This window comes from Glutamicibacter sp. 2E12 (genome assembly GCF_050030965.1).
GTDB lineage: Bacteria > Actinomycetota > Actinomycetes > Actinomycetales > Micrococcaceae > Glutamicibacter.
The window spans coordinates 1,479,870-1,499,170 of the sequence record NZ_CP188297.1 but is presented as its reverse complement, the minus strand read 5'-3'; the positions used below and the strand labels follow the sequence as shown (position 1 = coordinate 1,499,170).

Genomic DNA, 19,301 nt, shown 5'->3' with positions numbered 1-19,301 from the left:
GACAGCTTTGCGTTAAGCGCTTGACGATAGCATGGGGACGCGAAAGAATTATCAAAGGATGCCTATCCGCCCCCACGACTTAGCTACCGGCCACCAGCTGGCAGAGCGAAGGAAGAAGCCATGACCCAGGACAGCAATGCCCCGCGCAAGATCATTTTGGACTGCGACCCGGGTCATGATGACGCCGTGGCAATGATTCTTGCCCATGGCAATCCCAAGATCGACCTGCTGGCCGTGACCACCGTGGCCGGCAACCAGACCCTGGATAAGGTCACTGCCAACGCGCTGGCCGTGGGTACCATCGCCGGCATTACCGGCATTCCCTTCGCGGCCGGCTGCGCCCGTCCGCTGGTGCGCGAAGTGGAAACCGCGGGAGACGTCCACGGGGTTTCCGGGATGGACGGGCCGGCCCAGCCGGAGCCGGGCATCGAACTCGATGGGCGCCACGCCGTGGACGTCATCATCGACCTGGTGATGAGCCATGAACCCGGTGAAATCACCTTGGTGCCCACCGGCGCATTGACCAATATCGCCTTGGCGGCCCGGAAGGAACCGCGCATCGTTGAACGCGTGCGCGAAGTGGTGCTGATGGGCGGCGGCTACCACACCGGCAACTGGTCGGCGGTGGCAGAATTCAATATCAAGATCGATCCTGAAGCTGCGCACATCGTCTTCAACGAGGCCTGGCCGGTGGTGATGGTCGGATTGGACCTGACCCACCAGGCGTTGGCCACCTCCGAGGTGGTTGAACGCATAGAGAAGATCGGCACCGGCCCATCGACCTTCGTGCGCGAGCTGATGGACTTCTTCGCCCGGGCCTATCGAGACCACCAGGGCTTCGATGCACCGCCAGTGCATGACCCATGCGCTGTGGCCTACGTGATCGACCCGGATATCGTGCGCACTGTCAAGGCCCCGGTCAGCGTTGAGCTGCGTGGCGAGCTGACCTTGGGAATGACCGTCACGGACTTCCGCGCGCCGGCTTCCGCCGACTGCAATACTTCCGTGGCGGTGGACCTGGACCACGAAGGCTTCTGGAATCTGGTGGTCGATGCGCTGGAACGTATCGGCGAGGCCACGCTCGGAAAATAGAACAACTTTGGCGCAATGTGGGGCAGGTCAATGCCAATGGCGTCCAGACCTGCATAAACTGGAGTCACACGCAGAGCAGGAGGCACCATGGCGGACAAAACCCCGCACCAGAACGTGACTTTCCCTTCTTCAGGCGCGCAAGCGCATGGCTATCTCGCCTTGCCGGAGTCCGGCAAGGGCCCTGGGGTCATCGTGATCCAGGAATGGTGGGGTCTGACCGACCATATCCGCGACGTCGCCGACCGGCTGGCCGCGCAGGGCTTCGTGGCTCTGGCTCCTGACCTCTATGGCGGTTGGATCACCCACGACGGTGAAGAAGCCGGGCAGATGATGTCCCAGCTCCCGGAAGCCGCCGGGGCCCAGCTATTGAGCGGTGCCGTGGACTACCTGCTGTCCAATGAGCACGTCACCAGCGAGAAGCTGGGCGTCATCGGCTTCTGCATGGGTGGCGGTTTCGTGCTGCAGATGGCTGCCCAGCAAGGCGGGAAAATTGCCGCGGCCGTGCCTTTCTATGGCGTCGGCCAGGGTGTGCCCAACGATTTTTCCGGAGTCCGCGCGGCCATCCAGGGCCACTACGCGAACCTGGACCAGATGTACTCGCCGGCTCAGGCGAAGGCTCAGGAAGAGCAGATTCGCCAGGAATCAGGCGCGGAAGTCCAGTACTTCTACTACGACGCCGATCACGCATTCCACAACGACGAGAACCCTGCCGGCAACTACGATCCCGAACAGGCTGCCATCGCATGGCAGCGCGCCGTGGACTTTTTGCAGGCTAAAGTGGCCTGAAGGCCATAAAGTGTTACCCATCACTTAATGCATCACTCATATAAGGAGAACAATATGTCTGAAACCATCATCGTAGGCGTAGACGGTTCCGAAACCGCACAGCGCGCAGCCCGCCGCGCTGCAGAACTCGCCGTCAAGCTCGACGCTGACCTGGTGGTCATCACCGCTCACGCTTCGGATAACACCGAGGTCGTTTCCATCGGTTCCGATACCTGGATCCTGGATGACGCAGAGCAGGCCCGCAAGCTGGCCCAGCGCGTAGCCAACGACGTGAAGAACGCTGTGCCAGGCGTCAAGATCACCGCTGCTGCCGGCCACGGCAAGCCAGGTGACGTGCTGATCTCCGACGCCGAGGACCGCAAGGCTTCGATGATCGTTGTCGGCAACGTGGGCATGAAGGGCCTGGGCCGCGTGCTCGGTTCGGTAGCTTCCTCGGTGGCCCACTCGGCACCATGCGACGTTCTGGTCGTCAAGACCGACAAGTAGGCCTCCCCGGCTTGCGCGGACGCAGGCGGGCACCGGTTCACCGGTGCCCGCCTGCGCCATTTAACCCGGCAGAGCGTAGGCTTAACCCGTGCAGAAACTTCGAATCGCCTACGCAACCGGCGTCACCCCCGGCAAATGGATGGACCGCTTCCAGGAACGCTATCCTGCCATCGAGCTGAAAGCCCGGCGCCTGGATGAGGGGGAAATCCTGGATCTGCTGGCCAATGGCGAGGCTGACGCAGTATTCGTGCGCTATCGCGGCGACTCGCCCAAGGACGCAACGCGCCACGTCATCCCGCTTTACGAGGAACTCGAAGTGGTCTGCGCGGGCAAAGACCACGACGTGGAGTACTTCGAAGAATCCGTTCCGCTGGAGACCGTAGAGTCCTTCCCGCAACTCGACTTGGCCGACTACCCGGAATCCGTGGGCGGCATTCCGGTAGCGATGGAAGTTGTCGCTTCCGGAGCCCAGGTGCTGCGCACCACGCAGTCCATTGCCCGGCTCTTCGCCCGCAAGGACGTGGTGGTGCGCTTCATTGACGACGGTTCGCCAACCCAGGTGGGCATCGCCTGGCCTACCGCCACCGAAGACACCGCCTTGCTCGAAGAATTCATCGGCATTGTGCGCGGACGTACCGCCAGCTCCTCGCGCCAGAGTTCGGTGCGCAACCAGGAGCAGAAGGCCAAGCGCGTCAATGAGCAGAAGAAGGCCAAGGCGAAAGCCCAAGCCAAGGCAAAACAGCAGGCCAAGAGCTCATCCAAGAAGCCGCAGGGTGCCAAGGCAAAGCCACGCAAGCACCGCTGACAATCCAATACGTGACGCGCGTTACGTGAGAGAGTTAGGGGTATGAAGCAATTCGATACCCTCAGCCTGAGCACCCAGGGCTCGGCCCTCATCCTGACCGTCAACCAGCCGAAGTCGCTGAACGCGCTGGCAAAAGAGGTCGTCAACGACCTTGAAGCCTTCCTGGACTGGTTCGAGGCCACCGGCTATGAATACCGCGGCGTGATCCTCACCGGTGCCGGCGAGAAGTCCTTTGTCGCCGGCGCCAATATCGTGCAGCTGCGCGAAATGGACCCGGCGGCGGCGCTGGCCTACGGGCGCCAGATGCACGCGGTCACCGAACGCCTGGAGAAGCTGCAGGTTCCAGTGATCGCCGCAGTCAACGGCTTCGCCCTGGGCGGCGGCTGCGAACTCGCCCTGGCTTGCGATTTCATCTACGCTTCCGAGACGGCCAGCTTTGGGCAGCCGGAGGTCAACCTCGGGCTGGTGCCCGGCTTTGGCGGCATGGTGCGCCTGCCGCGACGTGTCGGCAACGCGATGGCCCGTGAATTGGTTTTCACCGGCCGCCGCATCAAGTCCGAGGAAGCATTGCGCATTGGCCTGGCCAACCGCGTTGTCCCGGCCGGGGAACTGATTGACCAGGCCGTGGCCACCATCGAGGAGATCGCGAAGGTGGCACCGACGGCCGTTGGCAATGCCAAGGCCGCGATGGTGGACATGGACGCGCTGAACACCCATGACGCCCTGCTGGTTGAAGCACAGTCCTTCCAGCAGGCCTTCGGAACCGCCGACTCGGTGGAAGGCCGTGCCGCCTTCGTCGAAAAGCGCGCCGCGGTCTTCCCGGGCAACTAGCCGGGGCGCCGACCATGCACTACGGGGCGCACCCGGACCAGCAGGTCCAGTTCTACGAGCCGGAACGCACCACCGCTCGCGGAGCGGTGATGATCATCCACGGCGGATACTGGCGTGAAAAGTACACCGCTAGCCTCGGCGTGCCCCTGGCAGAGGATCTCGCCGCCCGCGGGATCCCTGCCTACAACCTCGAATACCGGCGTGGGCCGGGCAGCGCGGCGAAAATGCTGGCCGATGCCCGGCTCGCGCTGGGCCTGGTCAAGGAAGAAGGGCCGATCACGCTGATCGGCCATTCAGCCGGAGCGCAATTGGCCTGCGTGCTGGCCGCCCATGATGCACGGGTCTCCCAGGTGATCAGCCAGGCCGGGGTCCTGGACCTTGAAACGGCGCAGCGCCTGAAGCTCAGCGGCAGCGCAGTGGACGAGATGCTCGCAGGCGCGCCATTGGGCGCCTGCAATCCGGTGGAATTATGGCCAATGCATGCCCGTGTCGTAATCTTTCATGGACGGGACGATGGCGATGTTCCGGTAAGAATTGCCCGTATCGCAGCCCAGAAAGCGGCTGCGCTCGGACAGGAGCACAGCTTCTCGCTGTTCGCGGGCGACCACTACACCTGGATCGATCCGCACAGCAGCCAATGGGCTGCCTGCGTGCGTGCCCTGTCCCCACTGCACTACTGAAGGAGCAGCATGAACCCGACCGTGATCGGCGAGGCCCTCGTTGACGTCCTGGCCTCCGGCATTGCCCCAGCCCAGGAGTTCGTTGGCGGCAGCCCGTTGAACGTCGCGGTTGCGCTCTCCCGCCTGGGGTACCCGGGAACCTTGATTTCCCGCTGGGGCGCCGATGACAAGGGCCGCAAGATCGAGGATTACCTCAAGGACAACAACGTGGCATACCTGGGCGGAGCCGATGACCAGGCCACCGTCATTGCCCATGGCATCCTCGACCCGGCCGGCGGCGCGGCCTTCGCGTTCAACGCCTACTGGCAGATGCCGACCATCGGGCCGGAGCTGGCCCAGGATGCCGAGCTGGTGCACACCGGCTCCATCGCCACCCTGTTCAGCCCCGGAGAACTGCTGCCGCTGCTTTCGGCCGCGCGCACCCATGCCACCATCAGCTACGACCCGAACCTGCGCCCGTCGCTGGTCACCAACCATTCGCAGACCGTGGCCGAGGTCGAGCGATTCGTCGGCCAGGCCGACGTGGTGCGGGTCTCCGGCATCGACCTGAAGTGGCTGTACCCGATGCGCTCGGTCCAGGACTCGGCCCGTGCCTGGCTGGACATGGGTCCGGCGATCGTGGTGTCCACCGCAGGCTCGCGCGGGTCCTGGGGCGTCGTTCGCGCCGGCGACGCCGAATTCACTGCGCCGTCGGTGGAAGTCACCGATACCGTGGGTGCCGGCGATACCTTCACCGCCGCGCTGCTGTGCTGGCTGGCCGAACATGGACTGATTGGCGCGGCCAACCGCGAAAAGCTGAACCAGCTGCAGATTGCGGAGCTTTCGCGAGCCCTGGAATTCGCGGCCCTGGCCGCCGCGGTGACCGTGCAGCGTGCCGGGGCGAACCCGCCACGCCGCGAGGAGCTGTAGATGATCAAGCTGATCGCCTCGGACCTCGACGGCACCATTGTCGCCAAGGACGGCACCATCTCCGAACGCACCCAACGTGCCTTCATCCAAGCCCGCGACGCTGGCATCCAGATCGTCTTTGTCACCGGACGCCCCTTCCGCTGGCTGAGCCCGATCATTGAAGCCTTCGGCGGGATGGGCACGGTCATCTGCTCCAATGGCGCGGTGCTCTACGACCTGGAACAAGACGAAGTGATCTGGTCGCGCACGCTCAGCGCGGCTACCGCGCGGCGGGCGAGCGAAATCATCCTGGAGCTGGAACCGCGCGCGTCCTTCGCTGCCGAGACCACCAAGGGGCTGCACCTGGGTGAAGGCTTTGCCGACCGCCACCACAACTTCGGGGTGCAGGCAGTCCTGGATCTGACTAGCAAGTCAATTGATTCCGAGGGCATCGTGAAATTCCTTGCCCGCTCCCAGCACCTGCCGATAGACAAGTTCTATTCCTCGGTTGAGCCGCAGCTGGCAGAACTGGTATCGGTGACCCACTCCGCCTTCGACGTTTCCCTATTGGAAATGGCGCATGTGGATATCCACAAGGCCACCACGCTGCATGAATACTGCCAGCGCCTGGGAATTGCCGCAGCTGAAGTGATGGCCTTCGGCGACATGCCCAACGACATCGAAATGCTCGAATACGCCGGCCACGGCTACGCGATGTCCTCCGGACACCCCATGGCGCTGGCCTCCGCCCGCTTCCGTGCACCCTCGCTGGCCGATGACGGGGTAGCCCAGGTCATTGAAGGCCTGCTGAAATGACCTACGCCTTTTCGCACCGCGGCGTACGCACGGGCAACGAGGAAAACACGCTGGCAGCCTTCCAGCGCGCCGCAGACCTGGGCATCACCCATCTGGAATCGGATGTGCACGCCTCAGCCAACGGCACGGTCTACCTGTTCCATGACCAGAGCCTGGACCGGGTGACCGACGCGAGCGGGAATTTCAACGACTTCACCGACGAGCAGCTGGCAATGGTGCGGGCCGGAGGGGAACCGCTGTGCACGCTTGATGCACTGCTCGATGCGTTCCCGCACGCCACACTGAACCTGGACGTCAAGGACGAGCACGTGGTCGGCCCGCTGGCCGAGCTCATCGAGCGCAGGAAAGCCCATCGGCAAATTGCCCTCGCGTCCTTCTCCACGGCACGCAGCGCCGCGGTCGGCCACCTGCTTTCCGCTCCGATACGGCGCTCGCCGGGTCAACGGGAAATTGTCGCCATCTGGCTGTGCGCCCACCTGCTGGGCTGGGTTCCCAAGCGGCTGCTGGCAGGCTTCTGGGCGGTCCAGGTGCCGCTGAACCAGGGCATGCTGCCGGTAGCGACCCGTCGATTCATCAAGGCGGTCCACCGAGCCGGCGCCCAGGTGCATGTCTGGGTCATCAACGACGAGCCGACCATGCGGCTGCTGATGGAGCGCAAGGCCGACGCCATCATGAGCGATGACGCGGCCTTGCTGGCCAGGGTTCTGGGCTCTTGAACTGCGGCCCTAGGAGATATCCAGGGTTCCCAAAACGGTCTCGGCGTGCTCCTGCAGTTGCTCGTCGCTGGCATCCAGGAGCAGGCGCAACCAGGTCTCGTGCTGCGACAGCGGCGCAACCAGGCAGGCTGGATTAATCAGGTCGTACAGCTCATCTGCTGAGCCGTAGGCAGAGAACTGGTCCAGGTACGCGAAAAGCACCTTCATCACGCGCTCATCACCGGTATCGCAATCCCACGCTTCGCACATGGCGGCCAGCGGCGTGTTCAGGGATGAGAAGGGGTGAGCCCAGTGCGCGGAGGACAGATTCAGGATGCGGCCGTGGTCTCCGGCCTCGGCAGGAACCACCACCTGCGACAGATCGAAGTTGCCGTGCTCGATGCTCAACGGCACCGCACCGGCATGAAGGGCAGCGGTGGCCCTCCTCAACTCATCGAGATGAGAAACCATCTTGTCCGCCATGGATCCCTCCAGGTACAGCGGGTGTGCCGGGTCCAGGGACACATGCATCATCAGCGCCTGCTCGTACTGCTCGGGCAGGAACTGCGGGTCCACCACGGTGACCCCGGAATCAAAGAATTCTTCCTCGTGGCCCATCAGCGCGACCTGGAAGGAACCGAGCGAGGCCATGGCCAGCTCCCAGTTCTCCACCGAATCGCCCAGATCCGCCAGGGTGTGCCCGAAATCCGGGCTGAGCATGTAGCCGGCGATCCGGTCGATAGCCAGCGGCATCACCACGCGATCGGGCAGCAGCTGGCCGGCAGCGACCGTGGTCGCTGGTTCCGAAGCCAGCCCCGGAGCGTTGGCGCTGAAGATCAGATCTGCGGCACCGGTCTGAACCGCCGCCTGGATCTGGTGCAAATCTGCGGGCCAAAAATCCGGTCCTGCGGTGCGCTGAATGCCATATGCCTCGCACGCAGCATCGATCCACTCGGCGGTTGCCTCACGCCAGTCTTCGCTATTCCATACATCTATCCACTGAGCCACATTCTTATCGTAGTATGTCGAAGCAAGCGCGTTCAGTTGCTACGGTAAGGACTACGGCCAGTAATTCGCTCCTCTTTCGAAGGATTTCGATTGTGAACGCTTTTCGTCCTGAGTACCGACATCGTGATTACAAGGCCGTCCTCTTTGATCTGGATGGCGTGATCACTCCTACCGCGTTGCTGCATCGCAAGGCGTGGGAAGAACTTTTCACCACCTTTTTCGACAAGCACCCGGGCGTGGCCCCATACACTTCCGAGGACTATTTCAACCTGCTTGACGGCCGTCCGCGTTATGACGCGGTGGCGGCCACCCTCGAATCCCGCGGCATCAGCTTGCCCCGCGGGGATGAAAGCGATCTGCCGGGGGAGGGCAGCATCTGCGCGCTGGGCAATATGAAGAACGAAAAGTTCACCCAAGTGCTGCAGCGCGACGGGATCGACCCCTATGCCGGCTCCGTGGCCTACCTGCAACAGGTGCTGGATGCCGGGCTGGACGTCGCAGTGGTGTCCTCCTCGCGCAATGCCCGCGTGGTACTGGCTGCCGCAGGACTGGCCGAGCACTTCCCATTGGTGATGAGCGGCCAGGAAGCTGCTGCGCGCCGGCTGGCGGGCAAACCAGCCCCGGACACGTTCCTGGCTGCCGCCGCCGATCTGGGTTGGCGTCCGGAAGAATGCGCCGTCATCGAGGATGCCACCAGCGGGGTGAGGGCAGCGCGTGCCGGGGGCTTCGGCGTCATCGGCGTGGCCCGCGAAGGCAATGAGGCCGCCTTGCTGGATGCGGGGGCCCATTTTGTGGTTCATGACCTTTCCGAACTGGTCTCCGAGCAAGCAGCCAAGGCCTGGGAAGAGGACTCCTGGTCGCTGTGGCGCGGGAACCAGCGAGACAGCGATGGCGCCGAAGACACCGTTTTCTCTCTGGGCAACGGTTTTCTGGGTGCACGGGCTGCGCAACTGGGTCTGGGGGACCAAGGAGGCGGCACATTCATCAACGGGCTGCATGAGACCTGGGAAATCCGCCATGCCGAGAGCGCCTTCGGGCTGGCCGAAACCGGACAGACCATGATCAGCGCCCCGGATTTCCGGACCATGCGCGTGTTCATCAATGACGAAGCCCTGGAAGTCGGCCGCACGGAGATGCTGCGTGATGAGCTGCGCCTGGATTTCCTTGACGGGACGCTGACCGCGCACACCCTGTGGCGAACTGCCGAGGGGCACCGGGTAGCCGTCACTGCCCGCTCAATGATTTCCTTCACGGATCGCCACGTGGCGCTGCAGGACGTGCACGTGCGCCTGCTCGATGCTCCGGCGCAGGTGCTGATCCAGTCTTCGGTCATCGGGTACCGTTCCAGCCGGAAGGTGGCTTCCCCGGAGGAAACCGATGCCGGGGTTCCTGCCGATCCGCGCAAGAGCGAGGAAGCCAGGGCCAACCCGCTGCATCCGGCGGGCACCCACCGCGATGGCGCGCGGCTGGGCATCTCGTACCAGGTCTTCGGATCCGGGATGTCGGTAGCAGCAATGGTGGAGCACGAGGTGGCCACCACTGGCGGAGCGCAGGCGGAGCTGTCCGTGGTCCGCCAGGTGGACGATGACCGCGCCGATGAAGTGATCAGCGCCAGGCTGGAAGCCGGGCAAGGCGTGCGCGTCTCCAAGTACGCGGTCTACCACTCCTCGCGGCGCCATCCTGCCCAGGAGATGCTCTTGCGTTCTGCGCGGGCCTTGGAGCACCTGGTGCCGTTGGGGATTGACGAGCACTTCCGCACCCAGCGCCGTTTCATGGCCGACTACTGGGACCGCAGCGATGTGGTGGTGGAGAGCGATGAGCCCGAGCTGCAGCGCAAGATCCGCTGGAACCTGTTCCAGCTCGCCCAAGCTGCCGGACGTGCCGACGGCCTGGGCATCAGCGCCAAGGGCGTGAGCGGCAACGGCTATTCCGGGCACTATTTCTGGGATACCGAAATCTATGTGATGCCGTTCTTGACCTATACGAACCAGCAGTGGGCGCGCAACACGCTCCGCGCCCGGGTCTCGATGATTCCTGCAGCGACCCGGCGGGCGCTGATCATGAATGAGGAAGGCCTGCTCTTCCCGTGGCGCACGATTAACGGCGAGGAAGCCAGCGCCTATTATCCGGCTGGCACTGCGCAGTACCATATCAATGCCGACGTGGTGTATTCGCTCAACCGGTACCTCGGGGTCATGGAGGATGACGAGTTCCTGCTGGCCGGCGGCGCCGAAATCCTCGTGGGAACTGCGCGCATGTGGGCCTCGCTGGGGTTCTGGCGTGGCGAGCAGGGCAATGAGCGCTTCCATATCCATGGGGTCACCGGGCCCGATGAGTACACCGCGGTAGTCAACGACAACCTCTACACCAATGTCATGGCGCGCTTCAATTTGCGCCGCAGCGCCCAGCTGCTGGCCGAAATGGCCCAAGAGCATCCGCGCGAGTTCGCGCAACTGGCCAGCAGGCACTCATTGGAAAACGAGGAGATCGCCCTGTGGCTCAAGGCCGCTGATTGCATGCACATCCCGTATTCCGAAACGGTCGGAATCCACCCCCAGGACGAGCATTTCTTGAACCGCGAAGTCTGGGACCTGGCCAATACCGGTGCGGATAAGCGGCCGTTGCTGCTGCACTACCATCCGCTGGTGATCTACCGCTTCCAGGTCATCAAGCAAGCCGACGCGGTGCTGGCTTTGTGGCTGCGTTCCAGCGATTTCACCGCCGAGCAGAAACTTGCGGATTTCAACTACTATGACCCGCTGACTACGGGCGACTCGACACTGTCGGCGACAGTGCAGTCGATTCTCGCAGCCGAGGTGGGCTACCGCGATCTTGCCTGGGAGTATTTCGAGCACGCGCTGAACGTGGATCTGGAAAACCTGCATGGCAATACCGCTGACGGCGTGCATGTGGCATCGACCGGTGGCGTCTGGTCGGCGCTGATCTACGGCTTCGCGGGGCTGCGCGACGATGACGACCAGCTGCGCTTTGATCCGCGGCTCCCGGAGAAATGGCGGGCCCTGCGCTTCAACCTCGGGTGGCGGGGTATGAGGATTTCCGTGGGCTTGCGGGCTGAAGTCATTGATTTCACCCTGCACGGAGCCTTCTCCCGTCCGATCTGGGTGCGCGGCCAGCAGGTCGATCTGCAGCCGGGGCAGACAGTCAGCGTGGCGCTCGCCGGCCAGGGCCCGACGCTGGAAGGGCGGCCAAGCTTGGAGCATGTGCTCTCGCTGCAAAGCGACGTAGGAGTGGATGTGCCCAACAAGGCCTGGTAAGCATCCGGGCACGCAAAAGGAGGCAGGAACCATCTTGGTTCCTGCCTCCTTTGCGCAATCCGCAATGCCCTGCGGGTGGTGCCTAGAGGGTCATCTCCTCGAGTTGGCGCCCCTTGGTTTCCTTGACCAGGAAGATCACGAAGATCAGGGAAAGCAGCGCGAAGAATGCGTAGATGCCGTAGGCCAATGCCAAGCCTGCCTCGGCGAGGGCCGGGAAGGTGGTGGAAACGGCGAAGTTGGCGATCCACTGCGCCGAGGCTGCCACTCCGAGTGCCATGGCGCGGATCGAGTTCGGGAAGATCTCGCCGAGCAATACCCATACGGCCGGACCCCAGGTGGCGCCGAAGCCGACCACGAACAGGTTGGCCGAGACCAGGGCGACGATGCCCCAGCTGCCCGGCAGCGACACGGCGCCGTCGATGGTGACCGACTGCGCGAACGCTACCGCCATCATGCCCAGCGACACGGTCATGATGGCTGAGCCGATGGTGAGCAGCAGCTTGCGTCCCAGCACGTCGATCAGAAGCACCGCCACGATCGTTGCCAGCACGTTGGTCGCCGAGGTGATCAGCGAAATCGTGAAGGAATCCGATTCGGCAAAGCCGACGGACTTCCACAGCGTCGTGGAGTAGTAGAAGATCACGTTGATGCCGACGAACTGCTGGAAGACCGAGAGCAGGATGCCGACCCACACCAGCGGGTGGAAGCCGAAGCGGCCCAGCAGGTCCTTGAAGACCTGGCGGCGCTCGATGTGCACGGTGGAGCGGATCTCTTCGATCTTCTTTTCGGTATCCGTGCCGGCGTTCATGCCCATATCGCGGGTCAGCACGGTAGCTGCTTCAACGAAGCGGCCGCGCTCGACCAGGTAGCGGGGAGATTCGGGCAGGCGCAGCGAGAGCAGGCCGTAGAGCACTGCTGGAACCAGCAGCGACAGGTACATCCAGCGCCAGGCCGCCAGGCCGAACAAGCCGACGGCATCCGCCGAGCCCATGACGAAGACCAGCAGCGCGCTGACCAGGAAGGCCACGAAGATGCCCAGCACGATGGCCATCTGCTGCATGGTGCCCAGGCGTCCGCGATGCGCGGCCGGGGAGACCTCGGCAATGTAGGCAGGGGCGATCACCGAGGCGAAGCCCACGCCGATGCCGCCGACAATGCGCCAGATGATCAGGTCGGTTACGCCGAAGCACAGGCCGCAGCCGATGGCTGATGCTGCCAGGAGGATGGAGGCGAAGAGCATGGTGCGCACGCGTCCCACGCGTTCGGAGACCACACCCGCTATCCAAGCTCCCAGTGCTGCGCCGAGCAGGGCGCAGGAAACGGTGAATCCGATGGTTACCGCGTTGAGCCCGAATTCGTGCTCGACAGCGTCCACGGTGCCGTTAACGATTGATGAGTCATATCCGAAAACGAACCCACCCAATGCCGCCCCGAGGGCGATGAAGATGAGTCGCGCGGAGAGTTTTCCGTCTGATGTAGTCGCAGTCACAATGAGCCATGCTATCGGATTCGAGAGCCGCAGAATCCCGATTTCCCGATTTTTTATGGGAGATCGATCACAAATTGGAAGGAGTCCTTACTTCAAGACCGGGGGAGGCCCAGTGCGCGTCGCCGGTTCATGACTGGCCAGCTCCCGAATTCTTGGCAAAAAAGCAGGCCGGCATTGCGAGTTATCGCGATGCCGGCCTGCGGGGAATTTATTTGCTAGCTATCCGCAGGCTTCTGCGAGTCCGCCAAATCGTTGCCGCGCATCTTGGCGACGATACTCATCAGGTGGAAGACCACCAAGGTGGCGATCGAGCCCAGGGCGATGCCGCCCAGCTGGAGCTGGCCGAAAGCGATTTCCTTGGTCACCGCAATGGCGATAATCAGGCCGGTGCCGGCGGTCATCAAGTTGATCGGGTTGCCGAAATCCACCTTCGCCTCGATCCACAGGCGCGCGCCGACGATGCCGATCATGCCGTAGAGCACGATGCCCAAGCCGCCGATCACGCCTTCTGGAATGGTGCCGATCAATGCGCCGAACTTCGGCAGGAAGGCCAGGGCCACGGCCACAATCGCAGCGATCCAATAGGCCGCGGTCGAGTACACGCGCGAAGCGGCCATCACGCCGATGTTCTCGGCATAGGTGGTCGTGGCCGAACCGCCGCCGAAACCGGCGAGCACGCTGGCAGCGCCATCGGCCATCAGCGCACGGCCGTTGAACTTCGACAGGTCGCGATTGGTCATCACGCCCACGGTGCGCACATGGCCGATGTTCTCGGCGATCAGCACGAACACCGCAGGCAGGAACATCAGCGCAGTGTCGAAGTGGAAGGTCGGGGTGTGGAATTCTGGCAGTCCGATCCACTCTGCGGCAGCAACCGCCTTGAAGCTCACCTGCCCCTGGGCCAGCGCAACAAGGTAGCCGCAAAGAAGTCCCATGAGGATCGACAACCGGCCCAGCAGGCCCTTGAACGCAACGGTCGCGACCACGGTAAAGATCACCGTGAGGAAAGTGGTCAGCGGGAACTCGGTCATGGGAATCAGCGTTGCGCTGGCCAAATTCAGGCCGATGAGCGCCACGATGGTGCCCATGACCACCGGCGGCATCAGGGCGTGGATCCAGCCGGTGCCGGTCTTCTGCACGATCAGCCCGACAACGAACAGCAAGGCCCCGGTCATCACGATGCCGCCCAGCGCGCCGGACATGCTGTGCGACTGGGTGGTCGAGAGGACCGGGGCAATCATCGCAAAGGACGAGCCGAGGTAGCTGGGCACCTTGTTCCTGGTCATCAGCAAGAAGATGACGGTGGCCAGGCCGGTGAACAGCAAGGTCGTGGTGACCGGGAAGCCGGTGATGGTTGGCACCAGGATGCTGGCGCCGAACATCGCCAGGATGTGCTGGGCTCCGATGGAAACGGTCTGCGGCCAATGCAGCCGCTCATCCGGGGCAACTACCTCACCTGGGGTGATGGTCCTGCCGTTGCCGTGAATGCTCCAACTCATGATTCCTCTTCCCGGGCCCTGCGGGTTTTAGGCCGTAGAGAAGTCTACTCGGTTCTCGTGCGCCTGCGCGAAGAAAGAGCGCTCATGTTCCGCGGAGCGGATGAAAGCGGCCTCCATGCGGGCCCGCAGCTGCGGATCTGCCTGCTCGAACGCCTGGCGGACCATTTCGATGGCCTGCTCGGTGGCGGAATCGAATTCCTCGGATGCATAGGTTTCCAGCCATTGCCGATAAGGATGCTCGGCATGGTTGGCTGCCGCCAGCCGCTTGCCGATGTCCTGGTACAGCCAGTAGCAAGGCAGGATCGCGGCAATCAGCTCCCCGTAGCTCTCCTGGCTGGCGGCCAGGTGGTTGGTGTAGTTCAGCGTGGTGGCGCTGGGCGTATCAGCGAACTCATCCAGGTAGCTGCCGTGCAGCTGCAGCTCGCCATCGAGGATGCCGTTGGCGCCACGCGACCAGAAACGCTGGGCACCGAGATCCGGCGCCATCGAGCTGGCTAGCGAAAGCACCTTGGCGTAACGCAGCAGATACAGCGCATCCTGGGCGATGTAGTAGTGGAAGTCATCCCGGTCCAAGGTGCCCTCGGATAGCCGGGTGATGAAATCCAGCTGGTCGATTTCCTCGCGGATCGGCTGGATCTTCTGCCACCAGTCGCCCATTGGATCTGCCGTGCCGAAGAAGTCGATGAAGTGGTTGACCGGGCCGTGGCCGCTGCCCACCTGCAATTGGTCGGCCGCTGCGATGGCCTTGGAGAGATAGGATTTGGACTGCTCCAACGCGGCGATCCAGTCTCCAGTGGCAGCGAAGCGGGTAGCCAGAGTGCTGGAAAGGGTGCAGCCGGTGCCGTGGGTATTGCTGGTGGCATGGCGCGGGCCGTTGAGCTCAAGCTGAACGCCGTTGGCTGAGACCAGCGCATCGGGGCACTGTGCCCCGGCCAGATGCCCGCCCTTGGCCAGCACCAGGGCATCGTGCTTGGCCGCCAGGCGCTGGGCCTGAAGCAGGGCTTCACCCCAGGAAGGGGCCACAGGCTCGCGCAGCAAGCTGGCCAGCTCCAGCAGGTTCGGGGTAATCACCGTGGCGCGCTCCAGCAGCGAATCAAGGGCCGATTCGTCGTCGAGCAGGCGATCCCCGCTGGTCGCCACCATGACCGGGTCCAGCACGACGGGGGCGTCAACAGTTTCCAGCCAGCTGGTGACTGCGCGGATCACCTCGGCGTTGGCCAGCATCCCGATCTTGATCGCATCGATGCGGATATCTGTACTCACGGCTTCGAGCTGCGCGAGGACGAAATCGCCGCTGATCGCCTGAACTCCGGACACCCCATGGGTGTTTTGCGCAGTCAAAGCGGTGATCACGCACATCCCGTAGCCGCCGTTGGCGGCAATGGCCTTCAGATCCGCTTGGATTCCGGCGCCGCCGGAAGGATCGGAGCCTGCGATGGATAGGATGTTCATTTCGAGGCCTCCCAGGCTGCGACCAGCTGCGCGCTGGCAAGTTGCGGATCTTCGGCGTTGCAGATGGCGCGGACCACGGCCAGGCCTGCGCCGCCGCCGGTGCGGATCGCGGCGGCATCGTCTTGGGTAATTGCGCCGATCGCTACGCAGGGCAGCTTGGCCAAGGCAGCGGCTCGCGCAAAGCCGTCCAGCCCCAGGGGAGCAGGATGGTCTTTTTTCGTCGGAGTGGCGCGGATGGCTCCTACACCGAGGTAGTCGATCACCGAGGCGTCCTTGTTCGCCTGGGCCAATTGCTCATCGCTGGAAGCACTCAAGCCGATGATGCCCTCGCCGATGATCTGGCGAGCCAACTGTACCGGCACATCTTTTTGCCCGATATGGATGCCGTTAACTGCTGCGCCAGCAGCCCGTGACGCGAGGTAGACGTCAATGCGGTCATTGATCAGCAACTGGGCTTTGCCCTCGGTGAGCTTGGCAGCCGCGCAGGCCAGCTCGAAGAATTCCCGGGCGCATTCATCCTTGGCGCGCAGCTGGATCCACCCGATCCCTCCGGCGACGGCGCCCTCGATAACTTCCAGGGTGCTGCGTGGGGTGCAGCTGGCAGTGTTGGCTACTAGATAAGCGCCGTAATTATGCATGGTTCAATTCCTCGTACTTCAAAGTCTTCAGTTCCCCGGGATCGGCAGCCGACAGCGCATCAAGGAAGGCAACTGCGAAGCTGCCCGGACCGGAGCTGCCAGCCAGGGCCTTTTCCGCGGCCAGGCCATAGAAACCGTGGGCTGCGATGGTGGCCTCGAACGGGTCATCGTGGACCGCAACCATCCCGGCGCAGACCGCGCCCAAGGCGCAGCCGCCACCTGTCATCCGGGTCAAGCCAATTCCGTTGGTATGCACCAAGACGGTACGCGTGGCGTCGATGATGGCGTCAGCCTGGCCGGAAATGGCCACTACGCAGTCGTGTTCCGTGGCCAGTTCGCGTCCCGCCGCCAAGGCGGCAGAAACCTCATCCAAGGCATCGACACCGCGCGAAGCAGATTGCCGGCCGGCCAGGGCCAGGATTTCCGAGGCGTTGCCGCGAATCAGGGTCGGGCGTTGCCGGACAATGCGCCGGGCAAACTCCGTGCGCACCGGAAGCGCTCCCACTGCCACTGGATCCAGGACCCAGGGGGTGCCTGCAGCGCTCGCCGACTGCACAGCTTCTTCCATGGCGGTCAGCTGTTCAGTGCTTGGAGTTCCCAAATTCACCAATACGGCTGAAGCTGCCTGCGCGAATGGGCCGGCCTCTCCGGGCAGATCCGTCATGGCCGGGGAAGCCCCGGATGCCAGCAAGACATTGGCGGTGAAATTGGATACGACGGTATTGGTCAGGCAAAAAACCAAAGGTGATTGTTGCCGGTATTTTTGGGCAACTGCATGCAAAGCCATGCGACATCCCTCCGCTAGCGTGAACTAGATCAGGTTCTACGGGTCTTATCTCAGTCGGTTGATCCGACACCCCGTGTCACTGCCATAGAGCGTACGCACAACCGGTTCCGAGGACAAGTTACTTACGCTCGCGCCGCGCCACCAAGGCCTTGAGCGTGGCCGCATCCACCTTCTGCGCGGCCGCCAGCGCCCAGAGGTGATCCACGGCGGCCAGGAGATCTTCACTGGTATCCACCGGCTGCGGCCGCTCGTTGACTACTGTGCCGGCACGGCGCCGGGAGGTGATCAGCTCTTCGGCTTCCAGCTCCTTGTAGGCGCGCGCCACTGTACCGGCAGCGACGCCGAGGTCCGTGGCCAGCGCACGCACAGTAGGCAGCTTGCTCCCCGAGGGCAGATCTCCCAAGGAGATCAGTGAAGCAATCTGCGAGCGGATCTGCTCATAGGGCGGGGTAGCTGCTTGGAGGTCAACACTGATCTGCGTGCTCATGAAGTAGCTGCCGGCTGATGTTCCCGCACGAAGGCGCTACCGGGGCGCTCTAGGAAAATGACTGCTGGGACAACGAAGATGAGCAATGCAAAGAGTCCCAGCCCGGCCGGGAATCCGTAGCCAATGAGCAGCATGGCTACCACTGCACTGGTGTTAACACGCATTGAACGCAGTTCCAGGACCTTGCGGTACCAGATTTCTTCGGCCGACGAGACAGCCCAGGGAATAATTGCCCGGCGGGAGAACCAGACGAATCCAAGATGGGTTGCCAGCAACAGCAGGATCAAGCCTGCAACCATTGTCTTGCCTGGAGGCACGAAGCCCCACAAATAGTCCAGCGGCGGATCGAGCAGAAAATAGGTGCTGGTGGCAAACAGCAAGCCAGCGGCGATGTAGGACCACAAGGGCAGGGGCGCGTGGTACTTGGGTGCTGCAGACGCCTGCCGGGCCACCGTGCTGACGTAGCTGAGATAAAGCGCATTGAGAACGGCATAGCTCAAAGCCGCACCGGCAAAGATCATTAAGATCCACGTAGTTCGCTCATTGGTAGGCATCTGGAGCTCGTCATCCAGTGGCAAGAATGACCAGCCGATTGCAACGCTGAGCAAGGTGAGTGCTGCAGTTACGTATTGCAAGGTGAATAGTTGATCACGCAAACGCGAGAAGGCGGTCCGTTCCCTGGTGGTGGATTGAGCTGAGAATGTAGAGCGCGGTCCCCAGAAGAGCAACGTGAGGGCGACCGCAAGGGCGCCATAGCTAACGAACTCGTACTGTCCATCCGGCGAATTAGCCTGCGAGTAATTGACCACCGACACGGTGAAGGCCAGCAAGACGATGCCGATATTGCGCATCAAGCGGTTGAGCCAGACCGTGCGCAACGCTTGGTTGTCTTCGGCCGAGATGCCGGCCAAGGCAGGTCTTTTCAGGATAACTACGGTAATCACAGCCGCGGCCACGATGATCCCTGCCAGGGCCACGATGAATACCGGGAGCATCTGTGTGCCCGGCAACCGCCCATCATACGGACCCTCCGACGCGTATGAATAGATGCCGTCAAAATCAAAGGTCGTGAATTCCGAGGCCGGAACGCCAACGAGCCCTTCGACTTTGGACGCCGGCCACAGGGAGCCGACCGCGATCAGCAGCAAAAGCCCAACGAAAGCCCCTAGGGCCTTGGGAAATGGAGTTGTCAGGCTGCGGGCCTCTAATGAAGCGGTGCGCACTGGCTGGAGTTCCTTGGGCCAAGTGAACAAGCCGATGAGGTAAACCAGAAGAACCCAGATCCCCGGAGTGAGTGCTTCAGCGAGAGCCGAACCTGAATTGGGCTCGGTCATTGAAACGCGCCAGGTCTCGGACAAATCCCATGAGGTTGAAGCAAAGAATGCGATCAATGCGCACCAGAACGAGTGGGATCGGGCCCGGTCGATAGCTGGTGTTCCACGCCTGTGCGCCACCGAACGCAACCAAACGCAGATGATTGCGGCAACGAAAGCGATGGATATGGCGCTCGCCGAGAACTGGTTCATGGAAATCAATGTATCAACTATTTGATACATATTGAATCCTCCGGCGAATTAAACGATGAAA

Annotated in this window: 18 protein-coding genes and 1 riboswitch; of the genes, 10 read left to right on the top strand and 8 right to left on the bottom strand. The window is 62.8% G+C overall.

Features of this window, described 5'->3' with window-relative positions; genetic code table 11:
• The first annotated feature begins 120 nt into the window (after positions 1 to 120).
• The 9 genes from ACP3TE_RS07000 (at position 121) to ACP3TE_RS06960 (ending at position 7,100) form a co-directional block, all read left to right on the top strand.
• Positions 121 to 1,092: a nucleoside hydrolase gene (locus ACP3TE_RS07000; RefSeq protein ID WP_332498245.1), complete on the top strand. Its 972-nt coding sequence runs from the start codon at positions 121 to 123 to the stop codon at positions 1,090 to 1,092.
• A gap of 87 nt (positions 1,093 to 1,179) precedes the next feature.
• Positions 1,180 to 1,878 (top strand): dienelactone hydrolase family protein, encoded by a 699-nt coding sequence (locus tag ACP3TE_RS06995; protein WP_332486974.1) that lies wholly within the window; start codon positions 1,180 to 1,182, stop codon positions 1,876 to 1,878.
• Positions 1,879 to 1,932: 54 nt separating this feature from the next.
• On the top strand, positions 1,933 to 2,364 hold the full coding sequence (locus tag ACP3TE_RS06990) for a universal stress protein (RefSeq protein ID WP_038992696.1): 432 nt from the start codon (positions 1,933 to 1,935) through the stop codon (positions 2,362 to 2,364).
• A gap of 88 nt (positions 2,365 to 2,452) precedes the next feature.
• Entirely contained in the window at positions 2,453 to 3,169 is a 717-nt protein-coding gene (locus tag ACP3TE_RS06985) for a LysR substrate-binding domain-containing protein (protein ID WP_426735855.1), read from the top strand.
• 42 nt (positions 3,170 to 3,211) lie between these two features.
• Entirely contained in the window at positions 3,212 to 4,000 is a 789-nt protein-coding gene (locus tag ACP3TE_RS06980) for an enoyl-CoA hydratase/isomerase family protein (RefSeq protein WP_105662190.1), read from the top strand.
• Between the two features lie 14 nt (positions 4,001 to 4,014).
• The gene (locus ACP3TE_RS06975) at positions 4,015 to 4,680 is read left to right on the top strand and encodes an alpha/beta hydrolase (RefSeq protein WP_332503170.1); all 666 of its coding nucleotides are present in this window, start codon (positions 4,015 to 4,017) and stop codon (positions 4,678 to 4,680) included.
• A 9-nt stretch (positions 4,681 to 4,689) separates the two neighbouring features.
• The gene (locus tag ACP3TE_RS06970) at positions 4,690 to 5,589 is read left to right on the top strand and encodes a PfkB family carbohydrate kinase (protein ID WP_359189306.1); all 900 of its coding nucleotides are present in this window, start codon (positions 4,690 to 4,692) and stop codon (positions 5,587 to 5,589) included.
• A complete protein-coding gene (locus tag ACP3TE_RS06965; protein ID WP_359189309.1) occupies positions 5,590 to 6,384 on the top strand; it encodes an HAD family hydrolase in 795 nt (264 codons plus the stop codon). It abuts the gene before it with no gap.
• On the top strand, positions 6,381 to 7,100 hold the full coding sequence (locus ACP3TE_RS06960; RefSeq protein WP_426735852.1) for a glycerophosphodiester phosphodiesterase family protein: 720 nt from the start codon (positions 6,381 to 6,383) through the stop codon (positions 7,098 to 7,100). The genes ACP3TE_RS06965 and ACP3TE_RS06960 overlap by 4 nt, the downstream gene beginning before the upstream one ends.
• 9 nt (positions 7,101 to 7,109) lie before the next feature.
• Here ACP3TE_RS06960 and ACP3TE_RS06955 read toward each other — a convergent pair whose 3' ends face one another.
• Positions 7,110 to 8,087 carry a hypothetical protein gene (locus ACP3TE_RS06955; protein ID WP_332486985.1) on the bottom strand — a complete coding sequence of 326 codons (978 nt, stop codon included), beginning with the start codon at positions 8,085 to 8,087 and terminating at the stop codon, positions 7,110 to 7,112.
• 92 nt (positions 8,088 to 8,179) lie between these two features.
• Between ACP3TE_RS06955 and ACP3TE_RS06950 the strand changes: the two genes are divergently transcribed.
• Positions 8,180 to 11,362, top strand: coding sequence for an HAD-IA family hydrolase (locus ACP3TE_RS06950; protein ID WP_426735850.1), 3,183 nt, complete (start codon positions 8,180 to 8,182; stop codon positions 11,360 to 11,362).
• An 82-nt stretch (positions 11,363 to 11,444) separates the two neighbouring features.
• On the opposite strand, the gene ACP3TE_RS06945 is transcribed toward ACP3TE_RS06950, so the two are convergent.
• The 7 genes from ACP3TE_RS06945 to ACP3TE_RS06915 all read right to left on the bottom strand — a co-directional run bounded on the left by ACP3TE_RS06945 (position 11,445) and on the right by ACP3TE_RS06915 (position 19,270).
• Complete coding sequence (locus ACP3TE_RS06945) at positions 11,445 to 12,851, bottom strand: sugar porter family MFS transporter (protein WP_332498247.1); 1,407 nt, start codon at positions 12,849 to 12,851, stop codon at positions 11,445 to 11,447.
• A gap of 215 nt (positions 12,852 to 13,066) precedes the next feature.
• Positions 13,067 to 14,350 (bottom strand): uracil-xanthine permease family protein, encoded by a 1,284-nt coding sequence (locus ACP3TE_RS06940; RefSeq protein WP_426735848.1) that lies wholly within the window; start codon positions 14,348 to 14,350, stop codon positions 13,067 to 13,069.
• Positions 14,351 to 14,377: 27 nt separating this feature from the next.
• Positions 14,378 to 15,802 carry a bifunctional hydroxymethylpyrimidine kinase/phosphomethylpyrimidine kinase gene (thiD, locus tag ACP3TE_RS06935; RefSeq protein WP_359189322.1) on the bottom strand — a complete coding sequence of 475 codons (1,425 nt, stop codon included), beginning with the start codon at positions 15,800 to 15,802 and terminating at the stop codon, positions 14,378 to 14,380.
• A complete protein-coding gene (thiE, locus tag ACP3TE_RS06930; RefSeq protein ID WP_426735846.1) occupies positions 15,799 to 16,440 on the bottom strand; it encodes a thiamine phosphate synthase in 642 nt (213 codons plus the stop codon). The genes thiD and thiE overlap by 4 nt, the downstream gene beginning before the upstream one ends.
• Positions 16,433 to 17,227 (bottom strand): hydroxyethylthiazole kinase, encoded by a 795-nt coding sequence (thiM, locus tag ACP3TE_RS06925; RefSeq protein WP_013347455.1) that lies wholly within the window; start codon positions 17,225 to 17,227, stop codon positions 16,433 to 16,435. Before thiM ends, thiE begins: the two co-directional genes overlap by 8 nt.
• Positions 17,217 to 17,311: riboswitch (TPP riboswitch) on the bottom strand. Its footprint overlaps the gene before it by 11 nt.
• A 34-nt stretch (positions 17,312 to 17,345) precedes the next feature.
• Entirely contained in the window at positions 17,346 to 17,714 is a 369-nt protein-coding gene (locus ACP3TE_RS06920; protein WP_105658650.1) for a GntR family transcriptional regulator, read from the bottom strand.
• Complete coding sequence (locus tag ACP3TE_RS06915) at positions 17,711 to 19,270, bottom strand: hypothetical protein (protein WP_332728370.1); 1,560 nt, start codon at positions 19,268 to 19,270, stop codon at positions 17,711 to 17,713. Before ACP3TE_RS06915 ends, ACP3TE_RS06920 begins: the two co-directional genes overlap by 4 nt.
• Positions 19,271 to 19,301: the final 31 nt, after the last annotated feature.